Genomic DNA, 15159 nt, shown 5'->3' with positions numbered 1-15159 from the left:
GGCGGATAGTTGACCGCGGGAATTCAACGCGATGCCGGCCCGATGGAGATGGAGGTAGCATCCCGGCGCAGATGCTCTAGGTATTGCCAAAACGAGGAAGAGGGCGCGGATGACTGCTCCTGTCGACCCCTCGGTGCCGCCCAGCGGTATGGGCTGCGTCGAGTGCGATGAGGTCGGTGGTTGGTGGGTGCACTTGCGGCGTTGCGCCGCTTGCGGAGACATCGGTTGCTGCGACGAGCACGTCGGCGTCAGCACCGACTTCTCCTTTGACGCCGCCGATTTCACCGACGAGCTGCAGCGCAATCAACATTTGTTCGACGACAGCTACACCCGCTGGGGCCCGATCCAGTGGATAGCCCCGGAGACCTTCCTGATGCTCGGCGCGCACCTCCGCCGCAGGGGGTGGAGCACCAGCGACGTCGACGCGGCGCTGGGCGGAAACTTCTATCGGGTTGCCCGACAAGCCTGGCGTTCCTGAGCACCGCTTATGGCGCAATGGTTTTAAGGCAGCTCGACCCTGCTGGCCAGCCACTGACCGTCCACCTTCTCCATGGTCGTAGCGTTGGGCGGTAGTTCATCAGTTGCATGCGCCGGAGTCTCGAAGCGCGTTCGCCCAGCCGGCGGCCGAGACGATGTTCGCGTGTGTAACTCCTGACGGATCCTTTCTCTTGATGCTGTCGCTGATGCGCGACAGTTGAAATGCCAAGTGGGTCATCGATTCACCGCCGTATACCGGCGAATACGGTCCGAAGTTGTCGGGCTGGTTGGTGATGATCAGCGGTTTCACTCGTGGTGCCAGAAAGGCCGTCGATTGGTCGATATTGGCGACGACAGTGTGAGCGTTCCCCTGCACACTGCCGACCGAGTAGTCGTCATGCTGATCGCCGAGGTACCGGTTGAAGTCGTTGATCTGGCCCATCAGCGGATCGAATTGCGACTTGAACCATTGGCAGGAGTCCGACATTCCGGCGATCATCTCCGGCGTCACCCGTGCCGTGAATGTGTTGTACGGCCAGATGTCGAAGTTCGGTGACCAATCGCTGGGCGCCGGAGTGAACACCGGAAGCGGCGGCGGGGGCTGGCCCGGATCGGCGGCGGCCTGGCCGGAGAGCGCCATGGCGGCGGCGAATGCCGGGCCGGCGCACGCTAGCGCGCTCCCTACCTGCCGCAATCTCGTCAGATTCATCCGCTCTTCCCCAAAGGAATACGATATCCCGCGGCCGCCGATACCGAACCATCAATCTCATTGCCAAATAACAAATAACATCTGGGCATTGGTACGGGATCTTCTCGCGAGGTACCGGTCGTCTACCGATCACCCCGACGGCCGCCGCTGCGGCTACGGTGATCTGTATGCCATCGGCTGGCCGTTCGTCCGCAGATCAGGTAAAGCGGCGCCCGAAGGACCGCAAGATCCAGATCGCGCGCGCCGCCACCGATGCATTCAGCGAGTTGGGCTATCACGCGGTCAGCATGGAAAACATCGCGGCGCGCGTCGGAATCTCCGCTGCCGCGTTGTACCGCCACTCACAGGGCAAATATGACCTGTTCCGCGAGGTCTTCTTGGCGCTGGGACAGCAACTGGTCGACGCCACGGCGTTCGCAGATGCTTTACCCGCCGACGGCGATCCCGAGGAGCAACTCAGCGCGCTCACCGGCGCGCTGATCGACACCACGATCGTCAACCGTACCGCCGGTGGACTCTATCGGTGGGAGGGCCGCTACCTGCGTGGCGACGATCAGCGCGCTCTGGCTGAACAGATCAAACTGATCAACCGGCGCCTGCAGCGTCCCCTGATGCGACTGCGACCGAAATTGACGTCGCGGCAACGCTGGATCCTGTCAGCGGCCACTCTGAGTGTCATTGGCAGCATCACCGACCATCGGTCCCGGTTGGGTAATGCCGAGATTCGCGCGGCGCTGACCGACATCGCGACCGCGGTGTTGCGGGCCGAGCTGCCAAGCCAGCGTGGTAGCGGATCCGACCCGTCGCGCCCGGCGACGCTGGCCAGCGCCGCCGGAGGTTATGAACTTCTCTTGCACGAATCGATGTGCCTGTTCAACGAGCGCGGCTATCGCGAAACCGGGATGGAAGACATCGCCGCAGCGGTCGGCATACCGGTTGCCAGCATCTATCAATACTTTCCGGGGAAGGCCGCCATTTTGGCGGTCTACTACCGGCGCGCCGCCGATCAACTTTCGGGTGACCTCTCCAGCATCCTGGCCGCCCACGCCGACCCGGAACAGGCCCTCGCGCAGCTCATCGAGGCCTATGTCACCCGGTCATTCGCCAACCCCGAACTGGCCTGCGTGTACTACACCGAGCGTCACAACTTGCCCGACACAGACGCGGTGCTGCTCTACAACATTCAGCGCTCCACCGTCGAATCCTGGGCCAGCCTCGCCGTCGCGGCCAGCCCCGAACTCACCCTGGGTCGGGCCCGATACGCCGTCCACGCCGCGTTCGCGCTTGCGGTGGACATCGGGCGCCTGGTCTACCCCAACTCCCACGCGGCCGCCGGCCTCACGGTGCGCCGCCTGATGGAGGTCACGGTACTGGGACGACCCGCCTCCTCCCGCGATGCGCCGCGCGGCAGCCGACAACGTCGCTGAGTGTCTTGCAGGAAGGTCCGTAGCCGAAGAATGAATCCTCACTTGCTAGTTGGGCTTTGACCTCGCCGACACATCAAGGCGAGGCGAACCCCCCTTTCCAACAGCGCATCTCCTGTGTTCATTTGTCGTGATTGAGCGCCGCCGATCGGCCCACTGGCCTACCATATCGACCGAATCAATATTAACATAGACGGACTTAGCCGCATGTCGGGTGGGGTCGGGTCCGCATGGCCTTGGTGTGGACCGCCTTCAAACTCGGCAGCGCCCGCGCGAAAGGCATGCCAATGCTCAGCAGGATTCGCACACTCCTGGAGTATCAACTGACCATCGCCGAACTGCTGGGCCTGGCGATACTGTTGGGGACGCCGTACCTAATCGTTGGCGTGATCTGGTCGAGCACCCATACCCAGCATCTGCACGACATGCACGGCGTCGATCTGGTGGTGTCTTTCCTCGGCTCGATCGTGTCGTGGCCGGTGCTGCTTTTCGCCAACGTTTGCATGACTTAGGGGCTCGCATGACCAGCCGGGGGCCGCTGATCGTCTTTGCCGCCGTGGTGCTCTTGGCCGGGGGGCTCTTGGCACTGTACTTCCCGGTATTCATCGACGCCTTCGATCAGTTCGGCTGGCAAGTCAAGTGCGGCAACGGCTTTACGACCGAACTGAACCAAGCCTCAAGCGCGGTCGGCACGGCGAGCAGCAACTATGTCACCCGATGCAATAGCGCGCTGATGGTGCGACGGTTGTGGGCAATCCCGATGGCGGTCCTGGGCGGTGTGACGCTGACCTGGCAGGCTGTGGCCGCGGTCGCCCACGACCACCGGCGGCCAACGTCATCAGGGCGCGGGGCGCATTCACCACGATGGGGCCGGACGACGTCTCTACACGACGAAATGCCCTGCTAAGAACCAACTTTCGCTGGCGAGGGATCCGACGGGAACCACTGGTCCGGGCTACCGCGTGCTTTCGTCGGGTAGGTCGTGCCGAGACTGGTGTAAGCCCGGCGCGTCCGGATCCTCGTCCTGGTGCTCGAGCTGCTCCTGCAACTTGCGCTGTTCCTCGGTCGCCATGCGAGCGTCCTCGGGCGCCGCGGGCGGGTCGAAGTTGACTTGCTGATCCACCGAGATCTCCTCTGAACGTATGTTCTGCCTCTGGTCAGTGTCTCCCGAATTACAGGCGTCGAAACCCGGCCGATTCGTGGATCTCGATTGCGCTGCTCACGGCGTCGCGGGTATCAACCCCGGATACCGCTATGAATTCATCGAGGCCGACGACGACGCCGACGCGATTGCGTCGGCGTTGCCGGATCGGTCTCGGCCCTCGGGCTCCGGGGACTCGTTGCAGGGCTTCACCGGAACGCTACCCAAGCCTGACGTGCGCGCGGCGGGTCTGATCACGTTGGCAGGCGACGAATCCGGCGGAGGCGCCCGCATGCCAATGCTGCCCGAAAGCTGGGACGGCCCGTAGGCCGCGCGCTCCGGTGTCCCGTCAGCCGAGGTGCGCGGACAGTAACCAGGCGCCCACGGACTTGCGACCGTTGTCCTCGTCGCGAATGTCTGCACCGGCGAAGGCATCAAAGCCAGCCAGGAAGTTCTCGGGCACGTTGGCGTGGATACGGGCCGGCCGGATCTCGTCGATCACCCAGTACTTCGAGACCACATCGCGCAGCTCGTTTTCGGTGACCGCATTGACGGGGCCATCGGCCGGCATCGCGGCGCGGTCGAAGACGAGCACGAAGTACGAGGCTCCCGGTGCGGCGGCCCGCACGATCGACTGCTGATAGCCCTCACGCAATTCAACGGGCATCGAGTGGAAAAGGGTGCTGTCGACGATGGTGCCGAAGCGGCCGTCGTAGCCGGTGAAGGCGCTGATATCCGCGACATCGAAGGTGGCGCTGGTCAGGCCTCGCCGGGTGGCTTTCTCGGTTGCCAGCGCGATGGCGGTGGGTGACTGGTCCAGGCCTACCGTGGTGAAGCCGCGCTCGGCGAGGTACAGCGACACCGCCGCCTCGCCGCAACCGGCATCGAGCACGTCGCCGTGGAACTTGCCGTCATCGACGAGGGCCGCGATCTCTGGCTGCGGCTCACCGATGCTCCACGGCGGGCGGTTGCCCTGGCCCATCTCGGGAGCCTCACCCCGATAGGCGGATTCGAACATCTCTTCAGTCGGTTGCGTCATGACATCTTTATATCAATAAAGCTGATATATGTCAATTAGCCTGATATATAGGGCGGCTGCTCCGCATCGGATGGCAGCGGGTCGCGCAAGAAGCGCGCTGACCACCCCCAGCTGCGCGCCGGCTGCGGACCACGCCCATCTCCTCGCGACCTGCGAAATTAGCTAGCGCATCTAAGCGATGACACAAATGTACTCCCTGCTCGCAGGGGGCACCGGGTTCGAGCGGCATCGGACGGTGCAGGCGGGACCCGGGGAATGCGGCAGTGGTGCCCAGGTGTTCGCTGTAGGTATGGCTGACGAAATCGAATTGAGCCCCAGGGGCTGGGTGCGCGACCAGACCGAACAGGTTTTGAGTCAGGGCACGACCGATGGAGTTGAGGTCTTCGACCGGCCTATCGTTCTGCTGACCGTCACCGGGGCGAAGTCCGGCAAACAGCGCTACGTGCCGTTGATGCGGGTCGAGAAGGATGGCCGCTACGTCATTGTCGCGTCACACGGCGGCGCCCCGGAACATCCGGTTTGGTACTTCAACCTGAAGGCGAATCCGGCGGTGACGCTGCAGGATGGCGACAAGGTTGTCACGTTGACGGCTCGCGAACTCGACGGTGCCGAGCGCGAGGAGTGGTGGCAGCGGGCCGTTGAGGCCTTTCCTCCCTACGCGGAATACAAGACAAAGGCGGCACGCCAAATCCCGGTTTTCGTTCTGGAGTAACCGCTTTCCATCTTGCGGTTTGACGCCTGCGATGGGCACCGAAAAAATTTGCATTCGATATGCGCTCGGCCCGTCGGGTTGACCCTTCGTACTCGCCCCACTTACCTTCGAACACACAGGCCAGGCATGTCCGCCGAGCAATGGTGTTCGTGGTAGTTCTAAACGCCTGCGCTGCACGGCTTTACAAAATCTTTACCTGCCGTGACCGGGTGGATATCTAAAGCCCACCGCTAATGACCAATTCAGGGGAGGGTCGGTGCAACACGCGAAACAGCCAGTTCACCAGGGTGGGGAGGAGGCAGCCCCATCCCGAATCGGCCGGATGCGCGAGACGCTCCCTTACGATTTACCGGCCTCCCTGGTGGTCTTCCTGGTGGCGCTTCCGTTGTCGCTCGGCATCGCGATTGCCTCGGACGCACCGGTTCTCGCCGGTTTGATCGCCGCAATCGTCGGGGGAGTGGTCGCCGGATGGATCGGCGGCTCACCGCTGCAGGTGAGCGGCCCGGCCGCGGGGCTTACCGTCATTGTCGCCGATCTGGTATCCCAGTTTGGTTGGGCGATAACATGTTTCATAACCGTGATCGCAGGGATCCTGCAAGTCCTGTTGGGATTCAGCCGGATTGCCCGGGCGGCCCTGGCAATCTCGCCCGTCGTGGTGCACGCCATGCTGGCCGGCATCGGAATTACGATCGCCCTGCAGCAGGTGCACGTATTGCTGGGTGGCGCTTCGAAGAGCTCGGCCTGGAGCAACGTCATCGGCCTGCCCGCGCAGATTCTCGGCGCCCACCGGCCAGGACTTCTCCTGGGCCTACTGGTGATCGTCATTCTTATTGCCTGGCGCTGGGTTCCGGCACGGGTGGCCAAGATTCCCGGGCCACTGGTTGCGATCGTCGTGGTCACCGCTATTTCGGTGGTCTTTCCGTTCAACGTATCCCGGATAGTCCTGGACGGCTCTGTCATCGAGGCGCTGCGCCTGCCGTCGCTGCCGCACGGGAACTGGGGAGCCGTCGCCGTCGCCGTCATCACTGTCACCCTGATCACGAGCGTGCAGAGCCTACTGACGGCGGTATCGATCGACCGGATGCATACCGGCCCGCGAACTGACTTCAACCGCGAACTAATTGGGCAGGGTGCGGCGAATATCGCGTCAGGTGCGGTCGGTGGGCTACCCATCGCGGGTGTCATCGTGCGCAGCGCGGCCAACGTGAATGCCGGCGCAAAAACGCGCGCCTCGACCATATTGCATGGTATTTGGGTGTTGCTCTTCGCCGTACCGTTCGCGGGACTCGTCGAAAAGATCCCCACGGCGGCACTTGCCGGCCTTCTCATCGTGATCGGGATCGAGCTGCTGAAGCCCGCACACATCGAAACCGCGTTGCGCAACGGCGATCTCGTTGTCTACCTGGTGACCGTGCTCAGCGTCGTCTTCCTCAATCTGCTGCACGGCGTCATGATCGGACTCGCCCTGGCCGTCGCCGTGACGGGATGGCGGGTGGTGCGAGCCAGGATTGAGGCAAAACCCGTTGGTGACGGATGGCACATCGTTGTCGAAGGTGCGTGCACCTTCCTGGCACTGCCACGCCTGACCGGCGTCCTGGCCTCCATACCCGAACGCACTTCTGTCACCATTCACCTACTTACGAATTATCTCGATCACGCAGCGCACCAGGCGATCAGCGATTGGCAACGACGGCACTGCGCTACCGGCGGGCAGGTCCACGTTCGCGACACGGCCGACATGAGTGACTGCGGCACCCTGGCCACCAGTGGGCTTATGAAATCCGTTGATCCCGCCGGGAAGTCATCGAAGGCCAACCGCCGTAACGTGCACCTGAGCCTGGTCGAGGAGTTGTCCGCGGCAGGGAGCAAGTAACGCCGGCCCTTCATTGGAATGCCGCCGACTCGGCCGCGCGGTTCACCTAATCGAGCGAATGGTCGAGGCCGGGGCCCCGCCGGACCGAGTCGAAAACCGGCTTCAAGCATGATGTAGTCGTGACGGCTAAGAAAGTCAGTGGGGTGCTACAGGTCGGTGAGATGGAGCCTACGTTCGAACAGGAGTTGGCCGCGCGCTACGCGATTCCGAAGCTTCCCGACGGGCCGGCGCGAACTGAGTTCCTGGCCGAGCATGGCGCCGATGTGCGCGTGCTGGTGACATCGGGATCGCCCGGTGCCGATGCCGCCACCATCGCTGCGCTGCCCAACCTAGAGGTGATCATCAACAACGGGGCCGGGGTGGATCTGATCGATTTGGGTGCGGCGAAGCGCCGCGGTGTTGGCGTGAGCAACACTCCCGACGTGTTGTCGGACACAGTCGCCGACACGGCGGTGGGCCTGATCTTGATGACATTGCGCCGTTTCGGTGCCGCCGATCGCTACGTACGCGCCGGCCGATGGGCCCGGGAAGGCCCGTTTCCCTATTCCAGAGATGTCAGCGGCCTGCAGGTCGGTATCTTGGGCCTGGGCCGGATCGGTTCGGCGATCGCGACCAGGCTCCTCGGATTCGACTGCGCCATCGCCTATCACAACCGCCACCGCATCGAGGGATCGCCATTCCGCTATGCCGAGTCGCCCGTGGAACTTGCCGAGTCGGTCGATGTGCTGGTCATCGCCACTACGGGCAACCGCAACACTCGCAAACTGGTCGACCGGGCCGTGCTGCAGGCGTTGGGCCCCGAGGGTTACTTGGTAAACATCGCCCGCGGCAGCGTCGTCGACGAGGACGCGCTGGTGGAACTGCTGGCCGCTGGGCAACTGGCGGGTGCGGGGCTGGACGTCTTCGCCGAAGAGCCGCAGGTACCGGCCGAGTTGTTCGACCTGGACAACGTGGTGCTTCTCCCGCATATCGGCAGCGCCACCGCGCGGACCCGGCGGGCCATGGCACTGCTGGCGATCCGCAATCTCGACAGCTACCTGGACACCGGCGAATTGGTCACACCTGTCTTACCGCCGCGCCGCTAGACCCTGCCAAAAGGCGATTCGTCGCCATGACCAGGTGATTCCGGGCGGCTGTTCTTCTGTGGCCGAAGCGATACTCGCAGAAGGTTATTGCTCCAACCGCATCTGGGTATGCGGTTTTCATGAGTCCACTACTGCCGGAGACTGCCACGCCGGTGCGGCTGACACTTGCCGGCACAGCCCGCCCCGATACGGCGGCGGAGTGGCGTCGTGCGCTACAAGGGTGGCTGCAGCAAGAGGTGCACGCGTCGGAAGAAATCCGTGAGGACATCGTCCTGGGTGTGAACGAGGCGCTGGCAAATTGTGTTGAGCACGCCTATCGCTCGCATCACCAGGTCGGCGCCATGAAACTTCAGGCCACCTACGATCCCGATGCCGAGTCAATTCGGGTCTGTGTCAGTGACCGCGGGAGTTGGCGGATGCCCCCGTCCAGGCACTCCAACGACCCTCGCGCGTCGCGCGGCATCATGCTGATGCACGGCCTCGCCGATCACTGCACCATCCATGCCCGCCCCAATGGCACCAGCGTCTACCTCGATTACTTGACCGACACGGACCTTGCCGCACACCGAGGACGTTGAGGCTCGGTCCAGCCCGAGATCAGGCGCCCGACCGCGCCGACGGTGTGAACTTGATCGGCATCTTTTCCAGACCGCTGACGAAGTTCGCCGGACGCAGCGGCAGCGGCTCCTCGGATGCCAGGCGCATATCCGGAAGACGCTTCAGCAGCCGCTCGAGCATCATCGCCAGCTCCAGGCGCGCCAGTTGATTGCCCAGACAGAAGTGGGTTCCGAACCCGAACGCCAGGTGGTTGTTGGGGTAGCGGTCGATGCGGAAGCTCTCCGGATCGCCGAACACGGCCTCGTCGAAGTTCGCCGATTCAAATAGCAGGATGATTTTCTCGCCCTGCTTGAGCTGCGCGCCGTGAAAGTCCAGGTCGGCGGTCATGGTGCGGGCCATGTTCTTGACCGGCGCGGTCCATCGCAGCATTTCCTCGATCGCGCTGGGTAGCAGCGCCACGTCGTTGACCAGCTGCTGGTGCTGTTGCCGATGCCGCAGAATCTGCGCGGTACCGCCGGACAGCGTGTGCCGGGTGGTCTCGTCGCCGCCGATCAGTAGCAATAAAACCTCGGTGACGATCTCGTGGTCCGCCAGCTTCTCGCCGTCCACCTCCGCGTGCACCAGCACGCTGACCAGGTCATCGGTCGGATCTGCCTTACGCGCCGCGATCATGCCCGTCATGTACTCGGTGTAAGCGGCGAATGCGTCCACCGAGACCTGGAAATCCTCTTGCGCGGTTGTGCTGCTGAGCAGGGTCACCATGTCGTCGGACCAGCGAAGGAACATTTGGCGTTCCTCCGGAAGCACCCCGAGCATGTCGCCGATCACCGCCATGGGAAGTGGAGCGGCGAGGTCCCAGACGAAGTCGCACTCGCCCCGTTCGCAGACGTTGTCGATCAGCGCATCGCACAGCGTTCCGATCGCGTGCTCCCGGTCCTTGACGCGTTTGCGGGTAAAGCCCGCATTGACGAGCTTGCGCCGCAGCAGATGCGTCGGGTCATCCATCGCGATCATCATCGGGGGCGCGTCCTGATCTGGCCGGATACCGCCGGCGTTGGAGAACAATTCCGGCGCACGCTCGGCGTCGATCACCGCCTGGTAGGTCGCCGCGGCGGCCAACCCGTTGCGGTCTCGAAAGACCGGTTCGTTCTCGCGCATCCATTGATAGACCGGCCGGGAGTCGCCCGCGTAGAAGGCGCCGTCGGTCAGATCAATGTCGGGCCGCAGCTGATTGCGCGTATTGGTACTGCTTGGCACGGTTCACCCTTCCCGCATGCCCTCACTTACCGTGGACCTTACAGTAGGAGCTGTGGTATTCCCCACAAAGGTGTAACCGGTGGGAGGAAAGGCGCGCCGAGGCCTCGTGAGCATGGCCGCTCAGTGCTCGCGGAGGCGCCGTATCGACGGGCTTCACACGTGCGGTATGCGCCCAGCGATGCAACGCACTCAGACGCCTGCGATCAGTTCCAAATCCTTCAGGGCCGCCTCGAGGTGGCCGAGCATCCGCTGTAGGTGCGGGACGCTGCGGCGGCAACCGACCAGACCGAAGTCGAGGTTGTCTGCGTTGTTGGTGACGGTGATGTTGACCGCCTGGCCGTCGAGCGGGATCGACAGCGGATAATTTCCGTCCAATCGCGCTCCGCGCCAATACAATTTGTCGGAGTTACCGGTCGATACGTTCGAAATAACGATGTTGAACGGCGGTGAGGCCGCGGACAGGTAGCCGGGGATCAGACCGAAGAACAGTCCCCCGATGTTGAAGGCGGACAGCGCCAGCTGCTGAACCGGAGGTAGCTGCCAGAACACCTCTTTGGTCTCGCGAATGGACGCGCTGATCGTCTCGAGCCGCTTCGCGGGGTCGTCGAGGTCGGTTGCGAGATTGCACAGGAAGGTCCCGACGTTGTTCCCGCCGCGATCATCGTCGTCCTTGCGCAGATTGACCGGGACCATGGCCGTCAGGGGCGCGTCCGGCAGCGCGTTCAGATCGATGAGATAGGCGCGCAGCGCCCCGGCGGACATCGCGAGCACGACGTCGTTGATCGTCACACCGGTAGCCGACTTGACCGCCTTGATGCGCTCCAGCGAGTAGGACTGGGCCGCAACCCGACGGGCACCGCCGATCCGCACGTTGAACATGGAGCGCGGCGCCCGAAACGGCAGGGTCAGTTGTTGTTCGAGCAGCGCCGCGCGCGCGAGCTTGAGCGTGGACGGCGCCAAGGCGAGCGCCGACCCCGCGGTGCGGCCGACCCGGTCAAAGAGTGACCGCTGCTGCCGCCGCCCGCTGCGCTTGCGCGGACCGAGGCTCCACGGCACGCGCACCTCGTCGTCGTGCGGATCCGGCGTGAAGGCGCGCTGCACCAGGCGTAGCGCCGAGACGCCGTCCATCAAGGAGTGGTGATACTTCGTGTAGACCGCATAGCGCCCGTCCTGCAGCCCTTCGACCAGGTGTGCCTCCCACAGCGGACGGTGCCGGTCGAGCAGGCTGCCGTGCAGCCGGGACGCCAGTTCGAGCAAGTCCCGGACTCGTCCGGGTTCCGGAAGGGCGGACCGGCGCAGGTGGTAGTCGAGCTCGACGTCCTTGTCGACGGACCACGCCACATTTGTGAGGCCGCCGAAGAAGGCGGGATGCTTGCGGAAGGACGGCTGCACGTCCGTGCACTCGAGCATCGCCTGGTAAGCCTCGTGCACGAAGTGGGGACCGGCGTCCTCCGGGGGTTCGAAGAGCTGCAGCGAGCCCACGTGCATCGGATGTTCGCGTGACTCGCCGATGAGGAACAACGCGTCCGTCGGTGATATCGGTTCCATAGTCGTTCCCGTTCCCTCTGCTGTGCCGCACGTCCGGCGCATGCCCCTTTCGTATTAGCCGTAGGGAGCGATTGCTAATCGCGAATGAGCCTTCGGACTCGCGGCCGGTCAGAGCGCTTGCGTGCGCGTTCTTTTGGGTATGGACGCTCAAGGGGGTGAAGATGCCGGCGGATTCGGGTTGTCCCAAGCGGATGGAGTTCGGGCCGTGCGGCGGGGTGCGCCCGAACGGAGAGTGCGAGATGCGCTCGATTCCGTGTGTGTTCGACGACGTGGTGCCATGGTCGGGTCATCGCCCCAGTCCCCGGCCCGCGAGTGCCCCGCGGGTACTCACCGACTTCAGCGCCACCCCATTCGATCCAGACGACATCGCGGCGACCGCGGCCATCCTGGCGCCCGGGTGCGACGCCGTCCTGGTCGGCGAGCATCAGAACAAGCCCGACTTTCCACCGACGCTCATGGCGTCGCTGCTGCTCGACGCCGGAGTGACGCCGTGGATCACGTTGTCGTGCCGGGATCGCAACCGCGTGGTCCTCGAGCAGGAGTTGAGGGGATTACGCAGCATCGATGTCGACACGGTGTTGTGCGTGACGGGCGACGGACGCGGATACGACGTGCGCCCAGACGTGACGCAGACCTTCGACCTCGACGGGCTCCGCCTGGTGTCCCTGGCCGCCTCGGTCGGCATGGCCGCAGCGGTGCCCGAGACGCCCACCGCCCCACCCGTGCACCGTCGACCGGCTCGTTTGGTCGAGAAGCAGCGGGCCGGAGCGAGCCTGGCAATCCTGAACCATGTGCCGTTTCCCGAGATGATCGCCGACTTCATGACGACAGCGCGATCGGCCGGCTTGACAATCCCGGTGATCGCGGCGGTAGCGGTGTTCACTGACAGCATCTCGGCGGCGGTGCTGGAAGGCTTGCCCGGACTTGAGCTCGACCCCGCGGTGACGCAACGGGTGTTGAGCGCCCCGGATCCGGTGGCCGCCGGAATCGCGACGTCGGTGAGCGAGGCACGAGCGTTGTTGTCAATCGAGGGCGTCGAGGGTGTCAACGTCTCGGGGCTGGCGTCCGCGTCGGGCCCCCGCGTCGGCGCGGAGATCAAGGCAGAGGTCGGACGTCGTATCCGGGCGGAAGCGCCATGACTCGCGCCGCCGACGATGCGGAGCGCAGCGATAAGGAGGAGCGGCGCCCATGACGGATGCGATGGAGGCCGAGTTCGACACCGTCGCCGAATGGACCGCGCAGGTCGCGGCCGAACTCGGGCCGGACTACCACCTCCCCGCGGGCTGCCGGGGAAGCGGAAGCCCGGCAGCGCTCGACTGGCTCATCGAGCGGATGGAGTTGGCGCCCGGTGCCACGCTGTTGGATTCCGGCGCCGGTGTCGGCGGGCCTGCCGCCTACGCCGCCCGATCCGGCATGGCGCGGCCCGTGCTCGTCGAACCCGAGACGGGCGCCTGCCGTGCGGCGCAGAAACTGTTCGGCTCTCCGGTGGTGTGCGCACTCGGATCGGCCCTGCCGATGAGGGACGCGAGTTTCGACGCCGCCTGGTCGTTGGGCGTGTTGTGTACGACGCCGGATCAACTCGTGTTGCTCACGGAGTTGCGTCGTGTCGTGCGGCCGGGTGGGCGCATCGGCTTGTTGGTTTTCGTCGCACATCGGGACATACCGTCAAACACCTTGGAAGAAAATCACTTTCCGACCCCAAGCGGATTGCGTGAGCTGTTGAGTGGGGCCTCACTTCACGTCGAGCAGTGGCTCGGCACCGCGACGCTGCCGCCGATCGACGACACGTGGAACGAGCGCGTGGACACCGTGGAGAGCGTCCTCGGCGACCGGCACGGACACACCGAAGCCTGGCAGTTGGCCGAACGTCAAAGTTCGAGGATCGGGCGATTGCTCGAGGATGGGACCTTGACCGGCGAGTTGTTGGTGCTTCGCCACGCCTGAGTGGGTTCGGAGGGGGCTAGCGCCCAGTGGCCTGGAAGATCACCCGCCGTGCGATCTCGACCGCATGGTCAGCGAAGCGTTCGTAGAAGCGGCCCAACAGGGTGGCGTCCACGGCGGCGGCGACTCCCTGCGTCCAAGCGGGATTCATCAGCACCGCCAGCAGTTGATGGTGCAGCTCGTCCATCGCGTCGTCGTCGTGGCGAATCTGGGCGGCCCCGCGCGGGTCTTGCGAAACCAGCACTTGCCGCGCACCGAGGGCCAGTGCCTCGGCCGCCTCGCCCATGGCGGCGACGTATGGCCGCACCTCGGCCGAAACGGCCGGATAGGGGTGACGGCGGCGGGCGATCTCGGCGATGTGCACGGCCAGCTCGACCATGCGTCGCGCATCCGCGGCGATCCGGAGGGCGCTGACGACCGCGCGCAAGTCCGTGGCCACCGGCGCCTGCAATGCCAACAGTGCAAATGCGGTTTCCTCGACATGAGCGTCGAGGGCGAGGATGCTGCGGTGGCCGGCGATGACGCATTCGGCCGTTGTCAGGTCCGCTTCCAGCAGCGCTTCGCTCGCCTGCTTGATCTCCTCGGCGGCCATCGCGCACATGTCGGCGAGCTGGTCGGTCAGCATGTCCAGCTGCTGGTGGAAACCGGTCCTCATCTTCAAGGGAATAGCCCCGCCTGTGCCAAATGAACCCCGCGCAGAACGACAGAAGTCTTGACCCGGGTGACCCGCTAGCTGATGTCCTCGGCGAGCGCGCGAGCCTCCCGCTCGGTTTCGACGGCCGGCCCGGAACCGGGCAAGGGCTTGCGGGCGACTTCCGGGGTGAACAGCAACGTGATGGCTCCCACCACGCCAGCGAAGATCAGCATGTAGGCCGGCACCATCACGTTGCCGGTGCCGGACACCAGCGCCTGGGCGATCAGCGGTGTGATACCGCCGACGAGTGAAATCGAGATGTTGTACGAAATCGCCAGCGCCCCGTAGCGCACGTTGGTGGGAAATAAGGCCGGCAGCATGGCCGGTCCGGTGCTGTCGAAGCACAGTTCCATCAGGCCGATCAGCAGCACCCCGATAAAGATCACCGGGTATATGCCACCGAAACGGATGAGCAGGAACGCCGGGACGGAGGCCGCGATCAGCAGCCCGCAGCCCGTCCACATGATCGGTTTGACGCCGATGCGGTCGGACAAGCTGGCGACGAGCACCACGGTGACCATCAGGATCGCCAACGTCGACACGATCATGACCAGCCCCGCGGTGTGCCCGACGCGGACGAACAGTCTGAGGTACGTGGGCAGGTATCCGGTGAGCATGAAGTCGGCGACCTGTGAGGTCAGCACCAGCGCCGCGCAGATCAGCATCGGGCGCCACTGGGCCGCGACCGTGCGCAGAATTTG

General features: G+C 64.5%; 18 protein-coding genes. 11 read left to right on the top strand and 7 right to left on the bottom strand.

All coding sequences use genetic code 11. The features are described 5' to 3' along the window. Window positions 1-109 precede the first annotated feature (109 nt). Complete coding sequence (locus VFW69_RS04715; protein WP_526498667.1) at window positions 110-478, top strand: ubiquitin carboxyl-terminal hydrolase family protein; 369 nt, start codon at window positions 110-112, stop codon at window positions 476-478. A gap of 99 nt (window positions 479-577) precedes the next feature. Here VFW69_RS04715 and VFW69_RS04710 read toward each other — a convergent pair whose 3' ends face one another. Next, window positions 578-1186, bottom strand: coding sequence for a hypothetical protein (locus VFW69_RS04710; protein WP_526498665.1), 609 nt, complete (start codon window positions 1184-1186; stop codon window positions 578-580). Window positions 1187-1353: 167 nt separating this feature from the next. Here VFW69_RS04710 and VFW69_RS04705 point away from each other — a divergent pair, with 167 nt between their 5' ends. The 3 genes from VFW69_RS04705 (at window position 1354) to VFW69_RS04695 (ending at window position 3517) form a co-directional block, all read left to right on the top strand. Further along, entirely contained in the window at window positions 1354-2613 is a 1260-nt protein-coding gene (locus VFW69_RS04705; RefSeq protein ID WP_526498663.1) for a TetR/AcrR family transcriptional regulator, read from the top strand. Window positions 2614-2897: 284 nt separating this feature from the next. Next, on the top strand, window positions 2898-3122 hold the full coding sequence (locus VFW69_RS04700) for a hypothetical protein (protein ID WP_066995650.1): 225 nt from the start codon (window positions 2898-2900) through the stop codon (window positions 3120-3122). 8 nt (window positions 3123-3130) lie between these two features. Further along, window positions 3131-3517 (top strand): hypothetical protein, encoded by a 387-nt coding sequence (locus tag VFW69_RS04695; protein WP_526498661.1) that lies wholly within the window; start codon window positions 3131-3133, stop codon window positions 3515-3517. A 48-nt stretch (window positions 3518-3565) separates the two neighbouring features. Here the strand turns inward: VFW69_RS04695 and VFW69_RS04690 are convergent, their stop codons facing one another. After that, window positions 3566-3733, bottom strand: a complete 168-nt coding sequence (locus tag VFW69_RS04690) for a hypothetical protein (protein ID WP_526498659.1) — start codon at window positions 3731-3733, stop codon at window positions 3566-3568. A gap of 37 nt (window positions 3734-3770) precedes the next feature. Here VFW69_RS04690 and VFW69_RS04685 point away from each other — a divergent pair, with 37 nt between their 5' ends. After that, complete coding sequence (locus VFW69_RS04685) at window positions 3771-4079, top strand: PPW family C-terminal domain-containing PPE protein (protein ID WP_526498657.1); 309 nt, start codon at window positions 3771-3773, stop codon at window positions 4077-4079. A gap of 21 nt (window positions 4080-4100) precedes the next feature. Here the strand turns inward: VFW69_RS04685 and VFW69_RS04680 are convergent, their stop codons facing one another. After that, window positions 4101-4790 carry a class I SAM-dependent methyltransferase gene (locus VFW69_RS04680; RefSeq protein WP_526498655.1) on the bottom strand — a complete coding sequence of 230 codons (690 nt, stop codon included), beginning with the start codon at window positions 4788-4790 and terminating at the stop codon, window positions 4101-4103. Window positions 4791-5079: 289 nt separating this feature from the next. Here VFW69_RS04680 and VFW69_RS04675 point away from each other — a divergent pair, with 289 nt between their 5' ends. The 4 genes from VFW69_RS04675 to VFW69_RS04660 all read left to right on the top strand — a co-directional run bounded on the left by VFW69_RS04675 (window position 5080) and on the right by VFW69_RS04660 (window position 9038). After that, window positions 5080-5502: a nitroreductase family deazaflavin-dependent oxidoreductase gene (locus VFW69_RS04675; protein WP_526498653.1), complete on the top strand. Its 423-nt coding sequence runs from the start codon at window positions 5080-5082 to the stop codon at window positions 5500-5502. A 322-nt stretch (window positions 5503-5824) separates the two neighbouring features. After that, a complete protein-coding gene (locus tag VFW69_RS04670) occupies window positions 5825-7375 on the top strand; it encodes a SulP family inorganic anion transporter (RefSeq protein WP_526498651.1) in 1551 nt (516 codons plus the stop codon). 161 nt (window positions 7376-7536) lie between these two features. Next, the gene (locus VFW69_RS04665) at window positions 7537-8460 is read left to right on the top strand and encodes a 2-hydroxyacid dehydrogenase (RefSeq protein ID WP_526498704.1); all 924 of its coding nucleotides are present in this window, start codon (window positions 7537-7539) and stop codon (window positions 8458-8460) included. Window positions 8461-8612: 152 nt separating this feature from the next. Further along, a complete protein-coding gene (locus tag VFW69_RS04660) occupies window positions 8613-9038 on the top strand; it encodes an ATP-binding protein (protein WP_526498703.1) in 426 nt (141 codons plus the stop codon). Between the two features lie 19 nt (window positions 9039-9057). On the opposite strand, the gene VFW69_RS04655 is transcribed toward VFW69_RS04660, so the two are convergent. Both VFW69_RS04655 and VFW69_RS04650 read right to left on the bottom strand, forming a co-directional pair. Beyond that, complete coding sequence (locus VFW69_RS04655; RefSeq protein WP_526498649.1) at window positions 9058-10275, bottom strand: cytochrome P450; 1218 nt, start codon at window positions 10273-10275, stop codon at window positions 9058-9060. A 189-nt stretch (window positions 10276-10464) separates the two neighbouring features. Further along, window positions 10465-11823 carry a WS/DGAT/MGAT family O-acyltransferase gene (locus VFW69_RS04650; protein ID WP_526498647.1) on the bottom strand — a complete coding sequence of 453 codons (1359 nt, stop codon included), beginning with the start codon at window positions 11821-11823 and terminating at the stop codon, window positions 10465-10467. A 161-nt stretch (window positions 11824-11984) separates the two neighbouring features. Here VFW69_RS04650 and VFW69_RS04645 point away from each other — a divergent pair, with 161 nt between their 5' ends. Both VFW69_RS04645 and VFW69_RS04640 read left to right on the top strand, forming a co-directional pair. Continuing rightward, window positions 11985-12962 carry a methylenetetrahydrofolate reductase gene (locus VFW69_RS04645; protein WP_526498645.1) on the top strand — a complete coding sequence of 326 codons (978 nt, stop codon included), beginning with the start codon at window positions 11985-11987 and terminating at the stop codon, window positions 12960-12962. A 49-nt stretch (window positions 12963-13011) separates the two neighbouring features. Next, window positions 13012-13767 carry a class I SAM-dependent methyltransferase gene (locus tag VFW69_RS04640; RefSeq protein WP_526498643.1) on the top strand — a complete coding sequence of 252 codons (756 nt, stop codon included), beginning with the start codon at window positions 13012-13014 and terminating at the stop codon, window positions 13765-13767. 16 nt (window positions 13768-13783) lie between these two features. Here the strand turns inward: VFW69_RS04640 and phoU are convergent, their stop codons facing one another. Beyond that, the gene (gene phoU, locus VFW69_RS04635; protein WP_526498641.1) at window positions 13784-14419 is read right to left on the bottom strand and encodes a phosphate signaling complex protein PhoU; all 636 of its coding nucleotides are present in this window, start codon (window positions 14417-14419) and stop codon (window positions 13784-13786) included. Window positions 14420-14493: 74 nt separating this feature from the next. Beyond that, window positions 14494-15159 (bottom strand): MFS transporter (locus tag VFW69_RS04630; protein ID WP_526498639.1); only part of this gene is annotated, 666 nt, incomplete at its 5' end.

The organism is Mycobacterium sp., from assembly GCF_036273375.1.
In the GTDB taxonomy this organism is placed as follows: domain Bacteria; phylum Actinomycetota; class Actinomycetes; order Mycobacteriales; family Mycobacteriaceae; genus Mycobacterium.
The sequence above is the reverse complement of the archived record's forward strand: the minus strand, read 5'-3'. Positions and strand labels throughout refer to the sequence as shown.

Excerpts from the sequence above, each read along its gene's own strand:
- VFW69_RS04700 (WP_066995650.1), top strand. The coding sequence starts at position 2,898 with ATGCTCAGCAGGATTCGCACACTCCTGGAGTATCAACTGACCATCGCC.
- VFW69_RS04650 (WP_526498647.1), bottom strand. The coding sequence starts at position 11,823 with ATGGAACCGATATCACCGACGGACGCGTTGTTCCTCATCGGCGAGTCA.
- VFW69_RS04715 (WP_526498667.1), top strand. The coding sequence starts at position 110 with ATGACTGCTCCTGTCGACCCCTCGGTGCCGCCCAGCGGTATGGGCTGC.
- VFW69_RS04710 (WP_526498665.1), bottom strand. The coding sequence starts at position 1,186 with ATGAATCTGACGAGATTGCGGCAGGTAGGGAGCGCGCTAGCGTGCGCC.
- VFW69_RS04645 (WP_526498645.1), top strand. The coding sequence starts at position 11,985 with ATGCCGGCGGATTCGGGTTGTCCCAAGCGGATGGAGTTCGGGCCGTGC.
- VFW69_RS04695 (WP_526498661.1), top strand. The coding sequence starts at position 3,131 with ATGACCAGCCGGGGGCCGCTGATCGTCTTTGCCGCCGTGGTGCTCTTG.
- phoU (WP_526498641.1), bottom strand. The coding sequence starts at position 14,419 with ATGAGGACCGGTTTCCACCAGCAGCTGGACATGCTGACCGACCAGCTC.
- VFW69_RS04670 (WP_526498651.1), top strand. The coding sequence starts at position 5,825 with ATGCGCGAGACGCTCCCTTACGATTTACCGGCCTCCCTGGTGGTCTTC.
- VFW69_RS04705 (WP_526498663.1), top strand. The coding sequence starts at position 1,354 with ATGCCATCGGCTGGCCGTTCGTCCGCAGATCAGGTAAAGCGGCGCCCG.
- VFW69_RS04675 (WP_526498653.1), top strand. The coding sequence starts at position 5,080 with ATGGCTGACGAAATCGAATTGAGCCCCAGGGGCTGGGTGCGCGACCAG.
- VFW69_RS04640 (WP_526498643.1), top strand. The coding sequence starts at position 13,012 with ATGACGGATGCGATGGAGGCCGAGTTCGACACCGTCGCCGAATGGACC.
- VFW69_RS04665 (WP_526498704.1), top strand. The coding sequence starts at position 7,537 with ATGGAGCCTACGTTCGAACAGGAGTTGGCCGCGCGCTACGCGATTCCG.
- VFW69_RS04680 (WP_526498655.1), bottom strand. The coding sequence starts at position 4,790 with ATGACGCAACCGACTGAAGAGATGTTCGAATCCGCCTATCGGGGTGAG.